Origin of the sequence: Alkalimonas collagenimarina, from assembly GCF_030717845.1 — a bacterium.
GTDB lineage: Bacteria > Pseudomonadota > Gammaproteobacteria > Enterobacterales > Alteromonadaceae > Alkalimonas > Alkalimonas collagenimarina.
In genome coordinates this window covers 81,301-97,839 of the sequence record NZ_JAUZVZ010000011.1, presented here as the reverse complement: position 1 = coordinate 97,839, position 16,539 = coordinate 81,301, and the positions used below count along the sequence as shown (strand labels likewise).

Genomic DNA, 16,539 nt, shown 5'->3' with positions numbered 1-16,539 from the left:
ATTACACTTGCGCCATGCCAAAGAAAAGCCCTATCCCACCAGAAGACAGTCTGTTGTTCCGTGAGTCTATCGCGGGAGCGCAGCCATTGGTGCAAGATAAAAAGTGGCATCATTCTACTCCGGTACGGCCGAAAACGAAAGTAAAAGCCCTGGCCGATCAAGACGAGCGACAGCTTTTTTATTTTTCAGATCAATACGAAGGCTTTATTCTGCAAGATGGGCCACAAAGCTATGTTGCCGAAGGGGATGACCCGTTATTAAGCCGCGCTCTTAAACGAGGGCAAATTCAACCTCAAGTCACGCTTGATCTGCATGGTCTTACGCAACTACAGGCGAAACAAGAGCTAGCAGCTTTACTAAGTTGGTGTCAGCAACAACAACTACACTGTGCATGCATTGTGCATGGTAAAGGACTGGGCATTTTAGCACGCAAGGTGCCTAATTGGTTGGTACAGCACCCCAATGTAAGAGCCTTTCATACCGCCCCCAAAAGCTGGGGACGAGATGGTGCTTTGTTGGTGCTGCTGGCCTTGCAATCTAAATCGAGTCACAGGTCCTGGGATGAGGCCTAATTAAACCGACATCAGCTTTAATTCTTGAGGCGATACCTTTTCTAACAAACGCCCCCCAACCCCGGGTTGATAATCAATAAACGCCATACTGGCGGTAGAAAACACGGGTGCGCTGCGCTGCAAGGTAAAGGTTTCCACTAAAAAGCTGACTAACGGCATGTGCGAAACCACTAAAAAGCGGCTACCAGGCTCAGCTAACCACAAGGCTTCAAGATAGCATTGCACCTGAAGCGCATCGCCGTCAGGAACCAGCTCAGGCAATAACTCCAGCGGGGTTCCCGCCGGTTGCTTATGCAGCATAAAGCTCGCAGTTTGTTGCGTTCGCTGATACGGGCTGCACAGCACACGATCAAATGCGGGATAATGCTTTTGCAACCAGCCGGATACCTGTGTCACTTCAGACACGCCCCGCGCCGTTAGCGTGCGTTGCTGATCGCTCTTGCGTAGTTGATCGATGCTGTGCAACGCTTCAGCTTCACCATGACGCATAATTACTAAGTTGACCATGTACAATGTCACCATACTACAGAAATGTCAGGCCTAGGTTACGCCAGGCTGAAAATTGTGCGCTATGATAAAGAAAGATAAGGCAATGAGTAACTGTTATTAAGGCATAAAATTAAGCTATGCTATTCCTTAAAGCTATGAAAAACTAATATGACCTTGGGAAAACCCATTGCTCAGCAGGCATGACATTGAAAAATACCGTGATAAAGCAAAGCCCTAACGACTCAAATCACTATCACTACCTGATATTGGACAATGGTCTGCCGGTCTTGCTGGTGCAACAAAAAGATGCCGAAAAAAGTGCCGCTGCGCTCTGTATTCGAGCAGGACACTTCGATGACCCTGAGCATCGACAAGGATTAGCTCACTTTACTGAGCATATGCTGTTTCTTGGCAGCCGAAAATACCCTGTTGCTGGTAGTTTTCAACACTTCATCAATCATCATGGTGGTAGCCATAATGCATGGACGGGCACGGAGCACAGTACCTTTTTCCTTGATATAGAACACAGTCATTTTGCTGAAGCAATCGAACGATTTGCAGATATGTTTCAACAGCCATTATTTGCGGACAGCTATATCGATAAAGAACGTCAGTCGATAGAAGCAGAATTCACCCTGAAGTTAAAGGACGATGGCCGACGCATTTATCAAGTCCATAAAGAAACCGTGAACCCTAAACACCCATTTGCCAAGTTCTCGGTCGGTAATCTGCAAACCTTAGCTGACGGCCAGGAAGAAACATTACGACAAAGCTTAATGGACTTTTTTCAACGCTATTACATTGCCAACCAAATGACGCTGGTGCTGGTTTCCCCTCTCGGCGTAAGTGAACAAGAACAAATCGTCCAACAGCACTTCGCATTACTGCCTGCCGGTGAGTGCAACCGAGACTGGCATCATCAACCACTGTACTTGCCCAATCATTTAGCGGTTGAACTCAATGTACAGCCCCATAAAGCCATGCATAAACTGGTTATGACGTTTGCATTGCCTGGTATACAGCATTGGTATCCGTTCAAACTGGTAAGCTTTATCGCACATATGTTGGGAGATGAAGGTCCTGGTTCTTTGCATTTTTATTTGAAAGCTCAAGGCTGGATCAACCAATTAAGTGCCGGTGGCGGTGTCGATGGCAGCAACTTTAAAGACTTTAGTATTTCTTGCGAGCTAACGCAGCAAGGATTAGCTAATCGTCAGCATATTATTCGCACGGTATTCAGTTATTTGGCAATGCTAAAACAACAGCCTTTTCCGGCAAACCTCTATGAAGAGCGACAACAATTATTACAATGGTCTTTTCTTTATCAGGAACCAAGTACTCCAGAACAAACTGCCAGTGAGCTGGCAGTCAATATGCAGCATTACCCAGTTGAAGATATTATTTTTGGCGATTACCGTATGGAAACGCCGCCTGATCATTTATATCGTCAGGTTCTGGCCTACTTTCAGCCAGAAAATATGCGCCTGATGCTGATTAGCCCAGAGGTTGCAACCAACCAAACCGCTCGCTGGTATCATACACCTTATGCTATTAAACCTATCCCTACAGAGCAACTGAAACAATGGGCTGAAGCGCCTTTGCTGGAGGCATTGCATTTGCCACCAGCCAATCCATATCTGGTCAATGAGTTAACACTACTTACCGCTGATGATACCCAGCACAAACCGCATTGTTATGTGGAGACGACCAATCTGAAACTATGGTTTAAAGCCGATGGTGATTTTCATACCCCCAAAGGCCATATTTACTTGCAACTGTCCTTACCAGGCAGCATCAAAGACTGCTGGCATCTTGCGGCCACTCGCTTATGGATTGAACTGGTCAACGATGAGGTTCATCAACGATTTTATCCAGCGACTACGGCTGGCCTCGGTTATAGTCTACATGTGCAAAAACAAGGTGTGAGTATTCACAGCCATGGCTTAACCACCAACCAAATTCAACTGCTGCATGACCTACTTAAGCATCTGCGAGAATTTGCCGCCAGCCCTAGCCGCTTCGACGAACTCAAGTTGCAACTGTTGCAACACTGGCGCAATAGCCATAAGAATAAACCTGTTGCTACATTATTCAGTCAGCTCTCGGCATTACTGCACCCTCTGAATCCAGCGATAGAGCAATTAGCGACTGAACTGGAGTCCATGAAATTTGCTGACTTTACCTTGTTTGCCCGCTCACTTTTACAGCAGGTACATATTGAAGGATTGATGATTGGCAACTGGCAGCCCGATGATGCCGACTCATTGCAACAGCAACTCCAGCACTGGCTCCATGAGCAACCAAAGGTTGAGTTACCGGTGGTAACCGAACGCTCGCTCCAAGGGCGCGGTCCCGTTTGGCTTCACACTCCGGTGGAACACCATGATCACGCCTTGGTGATCTATCTGCCAGCCCAGGAAAAAAGCGCTGAGCATATGGCCCATTTTATGCTGGCTAACCACTTATTGGCACCGCAGTACTTTCATCAACTTCGCACCGAAGAGCAACTCGGTTATCTGGTAGGAACAGGCTATGTGCCGGTAAATACAATGCCCGGACTCGCTTTTTACATTCAATCACCCAAAGCAGATTGCCCGCACCTGTATCAATCGACACTGGCTTTCTATCGCTCCTTTTTGGCTGAGCTGGAAACCTTGAGCGAGCTTGAGTTTTCAGAGTTGAAACAAGGCCTGTTAAGCCAGTTGCAGGAAAAAGATACCAGCTTAAGCTCGCGAGCAAAGCGACTTTGGTTAGCTATTGGTCAGGACGATCACTCGTTTGATTTAACCCTGCGCATCACTCATGCCGTAGAGTTGTTAACGCTAGAGCGTTTTATTCACTTTTTTTATCAATTGCTATCCCCCGATTATGATGCGGTTTTTTTGGCTACCGATGGCAAGCCTACACACAGCCATTTACGCTTCCTCAATCCAGAACAGTTTGAACGCGAATTGTCTGAAAACTTATAATTTGAAATGCGCTTTGACAGCCTTAAGCAATTTCTATATGTTAACGGTACCTTTACTGAATACAAAAATGTTGAATGCGTGCTGGCACTGTTACAATAATAAAAATTAGTTGCCTTTGGTTTCTTTTTCACCCTTCAATCGCCCTGGCCTGGAACTGGGAACTGGTTCAACCTTATGTGTTGACCATTGTGCTCATGTTGTCTTTTGGGGCTTTGTTGTTGGCGCATTTAAGCATTGTCAAAATGCGACGCTATCAAGGTCGACTGGAGCACAGCGAAGAGCGTTTACGCTTATCACTCTGGGGCAGTGGTGATGAGCTCTGGGACTGGAATATTGAGCAAGGGACCCTGTTCCGTTCCAGCTCATGGCAAACGCCGGTTGAGCTGGACCCTTCAACCTCAGACATCCCACCCAACCGCCAGCAAATCCATCCACAAGATCTGGATCGAGTAAGTGAAGCACTTAGTAACCACCTGAATAATCAAAGCCCCTACTTCGAAGCAACCTACCGAATTCTCTCCAGCGATCAACAGTGGGTGTGGGTGTTAGACCGAGGTAAGGTGGTCAGCTTTAATGACCAACAACAGGCTCGTCGTATGACGGGAACCTTAAAAAACATTCATCACATCAAACTAGCTGAAGAGCGATTGCAGCTGTTTGCACAGTGTCTGGATAGCATTTCTGATGCCGTAGTGATTTGTGATACCAACTTTCGAATTCTGGAGGTTAACCCATCATTCAGCCGCATCACGGGTAAAGATCGAACCAAGGTGATCCAGCAACAATTTGAGCTATCGCTGTACCCCACCAGTTTTATGCGCGACATAAAACACACCTTAGCCAAAGAAGGCTCTTGGTTTGGTGAAGTGCAAGAACAGAAAACGGATGGCAAGACTTATCATGCAGAGCTAAATTTCAATATTGTTCGCGATGAGCAAAACAACATTCAACAATACGTTGCTGTATTTTCCGATATTACCGAGCGCAAACACCGCGAAGAACAATTGAGCCGTCTGGCGAACAGCGACACGCTTACTGGCTTGCCGAATAGGGCCCTTTTTCTAAGCCAGCTCAGTGAGCTGGTTGTAGCCCAAAAGCGCCATTCTCTACTGATGTTTGATCTTGATAACTTTAAAAAAATCAATGACTCACTGGGCCATCAGCTGGGTGACAATCTACTTTGCAAATTAACCGAACGACTGAGCCTCTTTCCACAAAATAAAGGCAGCCTATATCGACTCGGTGGCGACGAATTTGCCATTATGCTGGAAAATACCAATGATATTCACACCATCACCAGCTTGGCGAAAGAGCTAATTAAACAAATTAATCTGCCCTTTTTTATCCACCAACACGAATTAGCGATTAGCTGCAGCATCGGCATTGTTCTATTCCCGGAGGATGGTCAAGATCCTCAGACCTTACTTCGTAACGCCGATACTGCCATGTATCATGCAAAAAATGATGGCGGTAATCGTTACTTATTCTTCAATGACAGCATGAACAAACAAGCAGTTAAGCGTTTGCAGATTGAAAACCTGATCCGCCATGGTTTAAAAGAAGATTTCTTTACCGTCTATTATCAACCTAAAATGGATATTCATAGTGGTAAGCTGGTGGGAATGGAAGCATTGGTGCGTTTTATCACACCGAAGCGAGGCATTATTAGCCCGGCTACCTTTATCCCAGTGGCAGAAGAAACTGGCCAGATTGTTGAAATTGGCGAAGTGGTATTGCGTAAAGCTTGTCAAGACGTCAAAGCCTGGATTGATCAAGAGCTATTTCATGGCCGGGTTGCCGTCAATTTATCTGCAAAACAATTTATGTTGCCTTTTTTGTGTGAGCAGATTGATGATGTGCTGCAACAAACAGAGCTGCCCTCCTATCATCTGGAGCTGGAAATCACCGAAGGCACTGTGATGCAATCGCCAACCATGGCGATTGATACCATGAAGAAGCTTCGCGCGCGAGGCATTCATCTGGCAATGGATGATTTTGGTACCGGATACTCATCCTTGGCTTATTTGAAGCAGTTCCCGTTGAACACGCTGAAAATCGACAAAGCATTCGTTGATGATATGGATACCGCCCGTGGCAGAAACATGGTGGATACCATCGTCACTATTGCACACAATTTGAGTTTAACCGTGGTGGCTGAAGGGGTTGAACAAAAGAAGCAATTAAATCTGTTGAAGCAATTACGCTGTGAAATCATTCAGGGGTATTATTACAGTAAACCACTGTCTGCAGACGACTTTACTGCGTTTTTAAAACAGCAACTACCGCAAAAGCCCGGTACTAAGACGGCAACGCAACAGTCAGCACTCAAAGAAATTAAAAGTGTAGTAAGCGGCTTGTAACGAAAAAACCAGAAAAAGAGTGACTTTGACCAAGCGGCTAACCACTCAGCCAAAGCTCAGCCTATCCTAGTCATTATCGGTCTCGACATAGCTAAAGTCATCACTGCTATCAGCAATTCGCTTTTTGCCAAATACGGTATGAAACTTTCGCTTCTCCTGGACACGCTGCTTGTACTTGAACCACGCTTTTTCCAAACTGGTCGATGCTTCCGCCTCGCCCCGACAAACCAGCACGAAATGCTGCTCATCTTCAGTCTGCGGCTCTCTAAGCCCTTGCTCAAGCTCTTGCAATGCAATGCCATGCTTTTCTAGCAAAGTACCCTCTGCCAGAGTAAAGCGACCTGACCGGGTGAACCCTTTTGGGAAGTTCCGATCATCGAAAAAGCGACGTGGAGCGACAAAACTTTGCTGCATCACTTTTTTCCTCTGCTGCGTTTCATTAAACTGATGATTTAGGCTTGTTGTACAGTCCAACGCCAAAGTGCGATCACTTCGAAGTTGCCCTGTTCAACTTTGCGGAGTATGGTGAACAAAATAGCCCTCGTAAAACAAAAATTTTTTATCGTCATGATTAATTTATTTAAGGAAACGACTTGGATACCGAGTTACTAAAAACTTTTCTGGAAGTGCATCGTACCCGTCATTTTGGTAAAGCCGCCGAGAACCTATTTTTGACGCAATCTGCCGTAAGTTTTCGTATTCGCCAGCTGGAACAACACCTTGGTGTGACCTTATTCAGTCGTTATCGCAATAACATTCAATTGACCACCGCAGGTGAGCGTCTGTTACCTCACGCTGAGGCAATGCTGATAACTCTGCAGCGCGCTCGACAGGATGTCGCCATTACCGCTGATCAACAGTTGCAATTAGCCTTAGCCGCTACTGCCACCATCTGGGACTGTTACTTGATGCAGCAGTTCAATCGTCTTGAAGCCGCTTTTCCGACCTTCAGCTGGCGCGCTGAAAGCCTGCATCGGGAGCAGATGATACGCAGCTTGCTTGAGCGCCAATTAGACCTGGCCATTTTATTCGATCCTCCGAAAACAGATGAACTGGCAGTTGAACGCATCGCTGAGTTGCAGTTATTGCCGGTGATCACCAGCAACTACTCCGCCAATAAAGCTGCGATGCAATCAAATTATGTATTGATGGATTGGGGAACCGCATTTCAAATTCAGCATGCCGATATCCTGACGGATAGTGCAAAAGTACGTGTCCGAACCAATAGTGCTGGTATTGCATTATCTGTGCTGTTGCAAGAAGGTGGAGCCGCTTACTTGCCAGAGAGTATGGTGCAAACCTACCTTGGCAACGGCGTGTTGCAGCAAATTGATGATGCTCCGGTGATCAGCCGCAGTTTGTATGGTGCTTACCTGAAATCAGCCGAGCCCAAAGAAACATTGCAAACCGTGTTACAACAGTTAATTATGGTTTAAACAGACTGACACCACGGCCACGAGCCTGAAGTATCACTAAACGTTTGTGACTGGTAAATAAAGGAACTAACAAAGGACCAAATGCTAAAGCGGCTAGTGCCCAACGACTGGCTTTCATGCCCGCTCTTAACGCCGCGATATATAAAGAAAGTGCCGTACACACAAACATGGCAGGTAACAATAACAAGACGACGTCTCCCCAATTGGTTTTAGCTATCCAGGGCATGTTGAACTAGTGCAATTATTCTAACAAACCACAGGAACAATTTTTGTTATCATTTAAATAATAAAGCGCTAAAAATCTTAAGTAACAGCTCAGGCTGGCTTATTCAACAGCGATACGCCGATACACCCATGCATCTAAGCCACTATCGAGCTGCATATGCTCACGTTGGTAACGCACTCCAAGACGCTCATAGCGATCCAACCGTTGCATCTCGGTAGAAGTCACCGCAAAGCGTAAGCCCGTCGTTACCTCCTTAGGCTCTACTTGCAAATCAAGGCCATGACGCTGATAACCACTGAGCGAATCTTCGTGAACATCAACAGAACGGCCAATAATAAAACGACGGATCCATGGCTGCTTTAACGTACCATAAGCAAATACATGATAAGTTTCCGCTGAGTAATCGACAGGTTCTGGTGCGGTATATCCCAATGGGCCTAGCAGATATAACCACAACAGGCACCATGTTGCCAGCAGCAGCCCGGTCGTGGTAATTACAATCATACTGATAAAACGAAAAATAACTGATGTATTCACGCTATGAATAGTCCTTCACCCTCTGATAATTCATGCGACAACCATATGTTGATGGTAAGCCGAACTAAAACAAAAAAAAAGCCCATCATTTTGATGGGCTTTTACAGTAGAAAATTTAGTTACGAAGCTTAGTTCGCAAAAATCTCCAGTAATGTGGTGGTTTGTTCTTCACCACTGTCATCATTGAAGGACATTACACCCATGTATGGGAACGGGCTTGCTGTCAGTCCTCTGGTCGTCAGAGTAATGTTATTGAAACGACCTTTGATAGCACGGGTTGGTGCAACCATACGAGACGTCACAGTGTTATGCTCATCAACGATCCAATACGGCATGGTATAGGTTACTTCCGCAGCACCCTGCAAGTCTCGGGCGTGTACCCACACAATGTAGAAGTTACCGGCACCGCTATTAGCCGCTGGAGCAGGATCGCGCAGCACGATGCTTTCATTACCACTATCGCTAGTCGCTGACGTAATAAATGTACAGCTGCTGGCAATACACCGGTAGACATACATATCCAGGATAGCACCTGGCACTGATGCCAGATCTTCATTCAACATAAAGCGAGCTACACGGGTTCCGGCAGGGATCTCAAGGAAATGAGAACCTAAACCTGGCTCATTAAAGCTGAAAGTACCATCTGGATCTTGTGGGATGGTTCTGGTACCACCAAATGGAGCCGACAAACCAACCATGCTAGTACTGGTATTTCCACTGTATTGCATTAAGACAGGGAAAGACACTCGGCCACCACGAGCAGGTACTTGCGCCGTAATTTCAGCAGGTGCTTCGATCAACTGTGGTGGAACTGCTTGAATCGCAATAGGGCTTCGAACATCATGTTGGCCATTGGATAAGGTCACCGCACCAAAACGCCATTGATTGAATACCGAAGATGCCGTTGTTTCAAAATGGATGGCATAAGCAGCAGAACCGTTAGCGGGCACCTGCAAGCTGTTAGAAGCGCTCCATTCACCTTGTTGATCCAAGGTCAGTACCGTTGCGCTAAAGCCAGCTGGTGCCTGAACATCAATGCCATAGACCGAGGCAGCTCCTGTCACATCCGTTACTTCACGATACACAGTACGGCTTCCATCTAAGGCAGCAATACCAATGGAGGGAAGGTTCAGTTGACTGGCTTCAAAGTCATAGCCTGCTGCTGCAAACGCATCACAGCTAAAGCCACTGGCATTAGCAACGAAGTTAAATGCTTCTAAACCACACAAGAAAGCAAAATAATCAAGACTGTCTACGTCGTAAACTAAGCCAGGATTAGCTGCACTAGCAGGAACCGCATGACCAGCACCAAAATCAAATGGGTCAGCTGGAGTCGTGCCATTTTGCTTCACGATATCCTGACGCGCTGTCGTCATTAATGCAGATTTGACCATAGCAGGCGACCAGTCTGGATTAGCTTCACGCAATAATGCTGCCATACCAGCAATGTGCGGGCTCGACATAGAAGTCCCTTGCAGGTACACAAAGGGCACATCATTCGTGCCTAGCATAGGCTGCTCAGAGCCAGCAGCAAGAATACGCACACCTGGTGCGGTGATATCTGGCTTAATAATATCAAAGGAAGCCAGGTTAGGGCCTCTTGAAGAAAAACCAGCCATGATATTACCAACTTCGGTTTGACCTGCCAGCGCACCAGCACTGAAGCGAACGGAGAGTTCCTCACCATTTCCAAGCGCTCCTAGCAGCCCTTGTCCATCAGCAAGGCTAATCATATAGCCTGGAATAGAAAAACTGCCATCGCCACCCATAACGATCGGAGGAGTACCGTCACTATTGATGACAAGAGCCCCTACCGCACCAGAAGACTGAGCAGCAGCAAGTTTAATATCAAAACCACAGACACCACGCTGCATCAGGGCTATCTTACCCTCCAACTCAGCAGCATTGGCTAGTGGATCACAAGCCAATAAAGGATCCGCTACAACCAACTCAGCTTCCACTTGACCTATTTGTGAAATAGGGGTGGTCGTAGCCGCTTCAATCGCTCGATAGGTTCCACTGACTGAGCCTGACAATACTTCAATACCAGCAACCACACTGGTACCGTCATAGGTAGAAGCACCGACACTGGCCACCCAAGGAGCAGGCGTACCAACGGTACCTGCGCCAGGGCCACTGTTACCGGCCGATACTGAGACAAAAACCCCAGCCTGAGCTGCACGTAATTTAGCGGCGGCAGCAATGGTCGTTATATCGGTTAAACTGCCACTGATTGAATAGTTGATGACATCGACACCGTCAGCAACGGCTGCATCAATCGCTGCCATGGTGTCACCACCGAAACAACCACGCTCATTGACGCCTGTTGGGCTGACATAGCTGCTGTTCCAGCAGGCTTTGTACATGGCCACTCGGGCGCGAGGAGCAATACCAGTAACCGTACCGATATCAGTTCCAGCTATCGTAGCAGTCACATTTTCATTACCTGCAGCCGTTGCTGCGACATGAGTACCGTGGTTATCCGCATCGCGTGGTGAGACAAACTCACCTGGTTGTAGATTAAAGACGGAGGTAAAAGAGCTATTGAAATAACGTGCACCAATGAGTTTGTTGTTACAGCTGAACGTCTCATCTTCACCTGCATCACAAGCACCATTCCAGCCGGCAAGAGGACCGTAAGTACCATCATCGGCAAAGCTTTCGCTTTCAGGCCAAATACCACTATCAACAATACCGATAACGACATCTTCGCCTTTCACACCCAACGTATGCTGGCCGTTGGCGCCATTCAAGCCAAGAAACTCAGGCGTATTAGCCGTATCCAACTGCATGGGCTCATCCAGCCAGACACCCACGACATCAGGATGGCTACGAAGACGTTGTGCTTCTTCAGCACTCATGCGGACAGAAAAACCATTGAAGGTATGGGTATATGAATGCAGCAGATCGCTTACCGCGTTTTGAGCTGCTAATTGCTGATGAAAGCTTTGCAGTTGCTGCGTATAAGCGACCATTTCGGCAGAAGTGGCATTGTATCGATTTTGTCCTGCTACGCGCGCTTGATTGCGTGGCCGTAACTGACCCAATTCTTCAGCTTTTTCAACTCCACTTTTCCCACGGACTTGGACAATATAAGGAGCAACTGCTGCAGCCTCATCGCCTAAACGCAACTGATCCGTATCCACCGAGACCTCATAAGGGCTGGCATGGATAGCGGTTGTACCACATGCAGCAGCGATGGCAATCGCCAACAGTGCTTTAGTGGTTTTTGTTTGGAATGTCATGTAATTCTCCATTTTTTCTATTTATATACAGGATAATTTTTATACAGAATAAAACATATGGTTATGATTGAATGGCCTTGACCAAAGATAAATTTGAATAACTATTCATTTTATCTGTAACTTCGCCCAATCAAACCAATTTGTAAAAATTATTGACACCTAAATTTAATGAGGCATTTTATGATGTTCAGACACAGCGCAGGTATCTTCACCAATCAATCCTCAATCATACTCAACGTCAACAGCAAACCTTGTAAAAAATACTGACAATCAGAGGTACTATTCGTACAGTTAGCTTATCGCGCGCTGACGCAACATCAAACCAAACAATGCCAGCAACATCAGACTAATAGTTGCAGGTGCTGGAACAGCTACACTCACTTCCCCTAAAAACGCATTTTCAAAAAAGGCCACCAGCGTTTCGTTGGGCGCAGAGAATACGTCAATGAAGCCTGAACCAAAGGAAAAAATTCCTTGGAAAGCCCATCCACTATCAAGATCCAACACATCAAACTGTAGAAACTCAAAACCAGCCATCAAATTATCGATATCGAAATCTGCGACAAATAAATCATCCATACCTTGCTCAAACTGAAAGCCAAACAGGTCAAATGACAACCAGCTATCTGCCGAAAAAACAGAGTCAAACAGCTCGAAGGAATCAGCCACGTTGACGCTAACGGAACCGGCTAAAAAAAACATGCCATCGTCTTCAACGATAATATCTTGCGTTAAGATGGGTGCGGCGTGAGCGGAAGGTTGGCTATAAAGCGAAGCAAAGCAAAACAGCATAAGGGTGAATACAATTTTTTTCATTGGTTGGTACTCCTGGATTTATTTTTATGTTGCGACGTGCATAGATAGCGCATATCTATGCTAGTTAACAAAGAGCAGGATGTGTGCCAAATCATGGATTTTTGGATGAAATACAGGGAAATAAGTAAAGTAAATTTAGAGTCAAACGCATTAAAAAGTTTACAGCTGTGATGAATTGTAATTGCGAAAAAAAAACCATCAGATGCAGTCATTGCATTCTGATGGTTTGATAGCCACAAAAAGGTTATTAATGTGTATCAAGGATAAAAGCGTTCATTATCCTCTGCCATACTAAGCAGGAGTTCGCAAGGTGTGAAGCGATTGCCAAACTGCTTTTCATAGCCTTGCAATTGTGCAACCAAAGTCGCGGCCCCCATAGTATCAATATAGAGGAACGGACCCCCTAAGAATGGTGGGAAGCCAATGCCAAAAATAGCGCCGATATCCCCATCACGAGCAGAAGCAATCACGCCTTCCTCCAAACAACGTACCGCTTCGTTGAGCATTTGCGCTGTAGTACGTTGCACTATCTCGCTTTGACTCATTTTAGCGACTGGCTGAATACCCAGCAAGGTGTAAACACTGGGGTCAACCGGCTTCTTACCTTTACTGTTGCCCTTGTACAGATAAAAGCCTTTTTCCGATTTTTTCCCTTTGCGGCCATCGGCCAGCAACTTATCAAAGGCCGCAGGTGCAGCGAAACGTTCGCCTAATTCACCTTGCAGAATTGGCCCTATTTTAGCACCAACATCAATCCCTACTTCATCCAGTAACGTAATAGGGCCGACCGGAAAACCGAATTTGACTAAGGCTTTATCCAGCTTTTCAATCGGCTCGCCTTGCAACAGAATTTGCGCAGCTTCGTTCATGTACAACGCCAAGATCCGGTTGACATAAAAACCAGCGCCATCTTTGACCACGATGGGCGTTTTGCCTTGTTTACGGGCAAAAGCAACGGTTGTGGCAATGGTTTCTGCCGAGGTATCTTTGTGCGCAATCACTTCGACCAGCGGCATTTTATCGACCGGTGAAAAGTAATGCAGACCAATCACATTCTCTGGGCGTTTCGCCTTAGCCGCAATCTGACCAATGGGTAAAGAACTGGTATTGCTGGCAAAAATAGTCTGCTCATGGCAATGCTGTTCAATATCAGCCACCATGGTTTGCTTTAATTCCAGATCTTCAAAGACGGCCTCAACCACCATATCGACATCATGAAAACCAGAGTAATCGGTGGTACCGGTCATTAGCGCCATCTGTTTTTGTAACTCAGATGAACGCATAAAACGACGCTTTACCTTTTTATCAAGCAATTGATAAGCATAGCGTAATGCATTAGCAATGCCCTGATGCTGAATGTCTTTGATCCGCACCGGCAAGCCAGCTTTGGTGGCCGTGACGCTGGCAATACCACCCCCCATGAGCCCCCCGCCGAGTACCGCTACTTTTTTAACAGTATTTGGCTTCGCATTACCGGCACCACTTTCTTTTTTCATTTCGGTGGTTGCAAAGAATAAACTACGCAGCGCTTTGGACTCTGGCGTCATGCAAAGCTCACCAAAAGCCTTGGCTTCAGCATTTAAACCTGCTTGCATGCCCTTATCGATACCGGCTCGAATAACCTCAAGAATTTTCAAAGGCGCGGGATAATTGCCATGGGTTTTCGACAGGGTTTGCTTTTTCGCCTGGTCAAAAACAATACCACGGCCCGGACCGGTTTTTTCCAGCAGCTTGCCAATCAAGTTCAATTTAGGTTCAGCGGCAGCTTTCTTGCCTGCTAACGCCTGCTCAACAGCCGCTTCCAATAAAATACTGTTAGGTACCATCGCTTGTGCTAAACCTGCTTTAACAGCTTGCTTGGCCCGTAACTGCTTGCCGGTTAAAATCATATCCAGTGCTTTTTGCAAACCGACTAAGCGCGGTAAGCGTTGCGTACCACCACTACCAGGTAGTAGACCTAACTGCACTTCAGGTAAACCCAGCACCGTTTTAGCATCATCACTAACAATACGGCTATGACACGCCATCGCGAGCTCCAGGCCACCGCCTAAACAAGGGCCGTGAATAGCAGCAACAACCGGCACCTTTAATTGCTCGATTTCAGCAAATACCTGCTGACCTAACCGGGCGATCTCTTCCGCTTCGGCTGCTGTTTTACAGCCATCGAGCATGCTGATATCGGCACCAGCAATGAACGAATCGGATTTACCACTGATCAAAACCACGCCTTTTACAGAGCTGTTTTGCTTTAGCTCAGCCAGCATAGTACGAATTTCTTCGGCAAACGTAGCTTTCAGCACATTCATGCGCTCACCTGCCACATCCATGGTGATGACTGCAACTTGATCATCACGCAGCTGAAGACTAAAACTCGATGTGGGCGTGCTGTTTTGCTCTGAACTTAATTGCTCTGTAGCCTCTACTGCTGAGCTTTGCTTATTCGCTTTTTGTTCTTTAGTCATTATTCAGTCTCCACAATCATGGCAGCACCAAGGCCACCAGCCGCACAGGCTGTGGTTAGACCCACTCCTCCACCGCGACGTTTTAATTCATTCAGTGTTTGCACCAATAAGCGAGTTCCGGTTGCTGCAAAAGGATGGCCATAAGCCAGTGAACCACCATTCACATTGAACTTGGCCATGTCTATCTCGCCAATGGCTTGATCCATGCCCAGTTTATCCTGAGCAAACTGACGACTGGCAAACATCTTCATATTCGCCAGCGCTTGAGCAGCGAAAGCTTCATGCATTTCAATTAAGGTAAGATCTTTCAGGTTCATGCCTGCTCGCTGTAAGGCAATAGGAGTAGCGTAAGACGGCCCCATCAGCATATCTTCCCAAACATCAATGGCAGCAAAGGCATAACTACGAATATAACCAAGTGGTGTATATCCCAGGGCCTTCGCCCGGCTTTCGGTCATCAGCAACACGGCCGAGGCACCATCGGTTAGCGGCGTACTATTGGCTGCCGTTACCGTGCCATACTTTCGATCAAATACTGGTTTTAGCCGGGCATAGGAGGCAAGCTCAGATTCCATGCGCACATTATTATCTTGCTCAAAAAAGGTCTTGTGCGGCGGAATGTGCGCCGTCATCACTTCATCGGCCATCAGGCCAGATTGCCAAGCCTTAGCAGCTAAGCTGTGCGAGCGATGCGCCATTTCATCCTGCGCTTCCCGACTGATGCCATGCGTTTTTGCCATTTGCTCGGCCGTCTGCCCCATCGACAGTCCAGTACTGTATTCGGCAACAGCGGGCGGTACTGGCATCAAATCTTTTAAGCCCAAACGCTTTAAAATACTGAGCTTCTGCCCTAAGGTTCTGGCTTTGTTCATATCAACCAGCGCCCGGCCTAATGTTTTACTGACTCCAATAGGCAACACTGAGCTGGAATCAGCACCACCGGCGATGCCCACTTCAGCCATCCCCGCCAGCATGGTTTCTGCAACATTGGCCACCGCCTGAAAACTAGTGGCACAAGCACGAGTGACACTGTAAGCATCAGTGTGGACATTCATGCCCGTTCCCAGCACAATCTCCCGGGCAATGTTTGGCGCTTCCGGCATCTGCACCACTTGACCATACACGACTTGCTCTACCAGCTTGGCATCCAGTTCCGAGCGGATCAGCAATTCATTTACCACCATCTTGCCCATATCAAGGGCGGAAATGCCATGAAATGCAGTCGCTTGTTTGGCAAATGGCGTCCGCAGGCCACGGACGATAGCGATGCGGTCACCCTGACGGGTTTTAAGATCAATGGACTTACTCATAGATATCCTCGTTTGTCGCGCAACAGGTCAGACCTGACTAGTGCCTTGATTGTAACCACAGACACTGAAAATTAAAACACTTGTTTTAAATTAGGTGAATTGACATGCTTGACTTGG

The 16,539-nt window shown here is 46.8% G+C and carries 12 protein-coding genes; 4 read left to right on the top strand and 8 right to left on the bottom strand.

The window, feature by feature from the left end:
• The first annotated feature begins 14 nt into the window (after nucleotides 1-14).
• Nucleotides 15-572 carry an endonuclease SmrB gene (smrB, locus tag Q3O60_RS09500; RefSeq protein WP_305893685.1) on the top strand — a complete coding sequence of 186 codons (558 nt, stop codon included), beginning with the start codon at nucleotides 15-17 and terminating at the stop codon, nucleotides 570-572.
• Here the strand turns inward: smrB and sixA are convergent, their stop codons facing one another.
• A complete protein-coding gene (sixA, locus tag Q3O60_RS09495; protein ID WP_305893684.1) occupies nucleotides 573-1,079 on the bottom strand; it encodes a phosphohistidine phosphatase SixA in 507 nt (168 codons plus the stop codon).
• Between the two features lie 182 nt (nucleotides 1,080-1,261).
• Between sixA and Q3O60_RS09490 the strand changes: the two genes are divergently transcribed.
• Both Q3O60_RS09490 and Q3O60_RS09485 read left to right on the top strand, forming a co-directional pair.
• On the top strand, nucleotides 1,262-4,030 hold the full coding sequence (locus tag Q3O60_RS09490) for an insulinase family protein (RefSeq protein ID WP_305893683.1): 2,769 nt from the start codon (nucleotides 1,262-1,264) through the stop codon (nucleotides 4,028-4,030).
• Between the two features lie 74 nt (nucleotides 4,031-4,104).
• The gene (locus Q3O60_RS09485; protein ID WP_369812655.1) at nucleotides 4,105-6,390 is read left to right on the top strand and encodes a putative bifunctional diguanylate cyclase/phosphodiesterase; all 2,286 of its coding nucleotides are present in this window, start codon (nucleotides 4,105-4,107) and stop codon (nucleotides 6,388-6,390) included.
• Between the two features lie 66 nt (nucleotides 6,391-6,456).
• On the opposite strand, the gene Q3O60_RS09480 is transcribed toward Q3O60_RS09485, so the two are convergent.
• On the bottom strand, nucleotides 6,457-6,804 hold the full coding sequence (locus tag Q3O60_RS09480; RefSeq protein WP_305893682.1) for a MaoP family protein: 348 nt from the start codon (nucleotides 6,802-6,804) through the stop codon (nucleotides 6,457-6,459).
• A 179-nt stretch (nucleotides 6,805-6,983) separates the two neighbouring features.
• On the opposite strand from Q3O60_RS09480, the gene hdfR reads away from it, so the two are divergent.
• A complete protein-coding gene (gene hdfR, locus Q3O60_RS09475) occupies nucleotides 6,984-7,826 on the top strand; it encodes an HTH-type transcriptional regulator HdfR (RefSeq protein WP_305893681.1) in 843 nt (280 codons plus the stop codon).
• Here hdfR and Q3O60_RS09470 read toward each other — a convergent pair.
• The 6 genes from Q3O60_RS09470 to fadI all read right to left on the bottom strand — a co-directional run bounded on the left by Q3O60_RS09470 (nucleotide 7,816) and on the right by fadI (nucleotide 16,422).
• Entirely contained in the window at nucleotides 7,816-8,052 is a 237-nt protein-coding gene (locus tag Q3O60_RS09470) for a hypothetical protein (RefSeq protein WP_305893680.1), read from the bottom strand. The genes hdfR and Q3O60_RS09470 overlap by 11 nt on opposite strands.
• A gap of 99 nt (nucleotides 8,053-8,151) precedes the next feature.
• Complete coding sequence (locus Q3O60_RS09465) at nucleotides 8,152-8,589, bottom strand: gamma-glutamylcyclotransferase family protein (protein WP_305893679.1); 438 nt, start codon at nucleotides 8,587-8,589, stop codon at nucleotides 8,152-8,154.
• A 128-nt stretch (nucleotides 8,590-8,717) separates the two neighbouring features.
• The gene (locus Q3O60_RS09460) at nucleotides 8,718-11,834 is read right to left on the bottom strand and encodes a S8 family serine peptidase (protein ID WP_305893678.1); all 3,117 of its coding nucleotides are present in this window, start codon (nucleotides 11,832-11,834) and stop codon (nucleotides 8,718-8,720) included.
• A 291-nt stretch (nucleotides 11,835-12,125) separates the two neighbouring features.
• Nucleotides 12,126-12,650: a PEP-CTERM sorting domain-containing protein gene (locus tag Q3O60_RS09455; protein ID WP_305893677.1), complete on the bottom strand. Its 525-nt coding sequence runs from the start codon at nucleotides 12,648-12,650 to the stop codon at nucleotides 12,126-12,128.
• Between the two features lie 257 nt (nucleotides 12,651-12,907).
• The gene (gene fadJ, locus Q3O60_RS09450) at nucleotides 12,908-15,112 is read right to left on the bottom strand and encodes a fatty acid oxidation complex subunit alpha FadJ (RefSeq protein ID WP_305893676.1); all 2,205 of its coding nucleotides are present in this window, start codon (nucleotides 15,110-15,112) and stop codon (nucleotides 12,908-12,910) included.
• Nucleotides 15,112-16,422, bottom strand: a complete 1,311-nt coding sequence (fadI, locus tag Q3O60_RS09445; protein WP_305893675.1) for an acetyl-CoA C-acyltransferase FadI — start codon at nucleotides 16,420-16,422, stop codon at nucleotides 15,112-15,114. Before fadI ends, fadJ begins: the two co-directional genes overlap by 1 nt.
• Between the last annotated feature and the right edge of the window lie 117 nt (nucleotides 16,423-16,539).

Coding starts and splice junctions, on each gene's coding strand:
- smrB (WP_305893685.1), top strand. CDS start 15: ATGCCAAAGAAAAGCCCTATCCCACCAGAAGACAGTCTGTTGTTCCGT.
- sixA (WP_305893684.1), bottom strand. CDS start 1,079: ATGGTCAACTTAGTAATTATGCGTCATGGTGAAGCTGAAGCGTTGCAC.
- Q3O60_RS09490 (WP_305893683.1), top strand. CDS start 1,262: ATGACATTGAAAAATACCGTGATAAAGCAAAGCCCTAACGACTCAAAT.
- Q3O60_RS09485 (WP_369812655.1), top strand. CDS start 4,105: ATGCGTGCTGGCACTGTTACAATAATAAAAATTAGTTGCCTTTGGTTT.
- Q3O60_RS09480 (WP_305893682.1), bottom strand. CDS start 6,804: ATGCAGCAAAGTTTTGTCGCTCCACGTCGCTTTTTCGATGATCGGAAC.
- Q3O60_RS09470 (WP_305893680.1), bottom strand. CDS start 8,052: ATGCCCTGGATAGCTAAAACCAATTGGGGAGACGTCGTCTTGTTATTG.
- Q3O60_RS09460 (WP_305893678.1), bottom strand. CDS start 11,834: ATGACATTCCAAACAAAAACCACTAAAGCACTGTTGGCGATTGCCATC.
- Q3O60_RS09455 (WP_305893677.1), bottom strand. CDS start 12,650: ATGAAAAAAATTGTATTCACCCTTATGCTGTTTTGCTTTGCTTCGCTT.
- fadJ (WP_305893676.1), bottom strand. CDS start 15,112: ATGACTAAAGAACAAAAAGCGAATAAGCAAAGCTCAGCAGTAGAGGCT.
- fadI (WP_305893675.1), bottom strand. CDS start 16,422: ATGAGTAAGTCCATTGATCTTAAAACCCGTCAGGGTGACCGCATCGCT.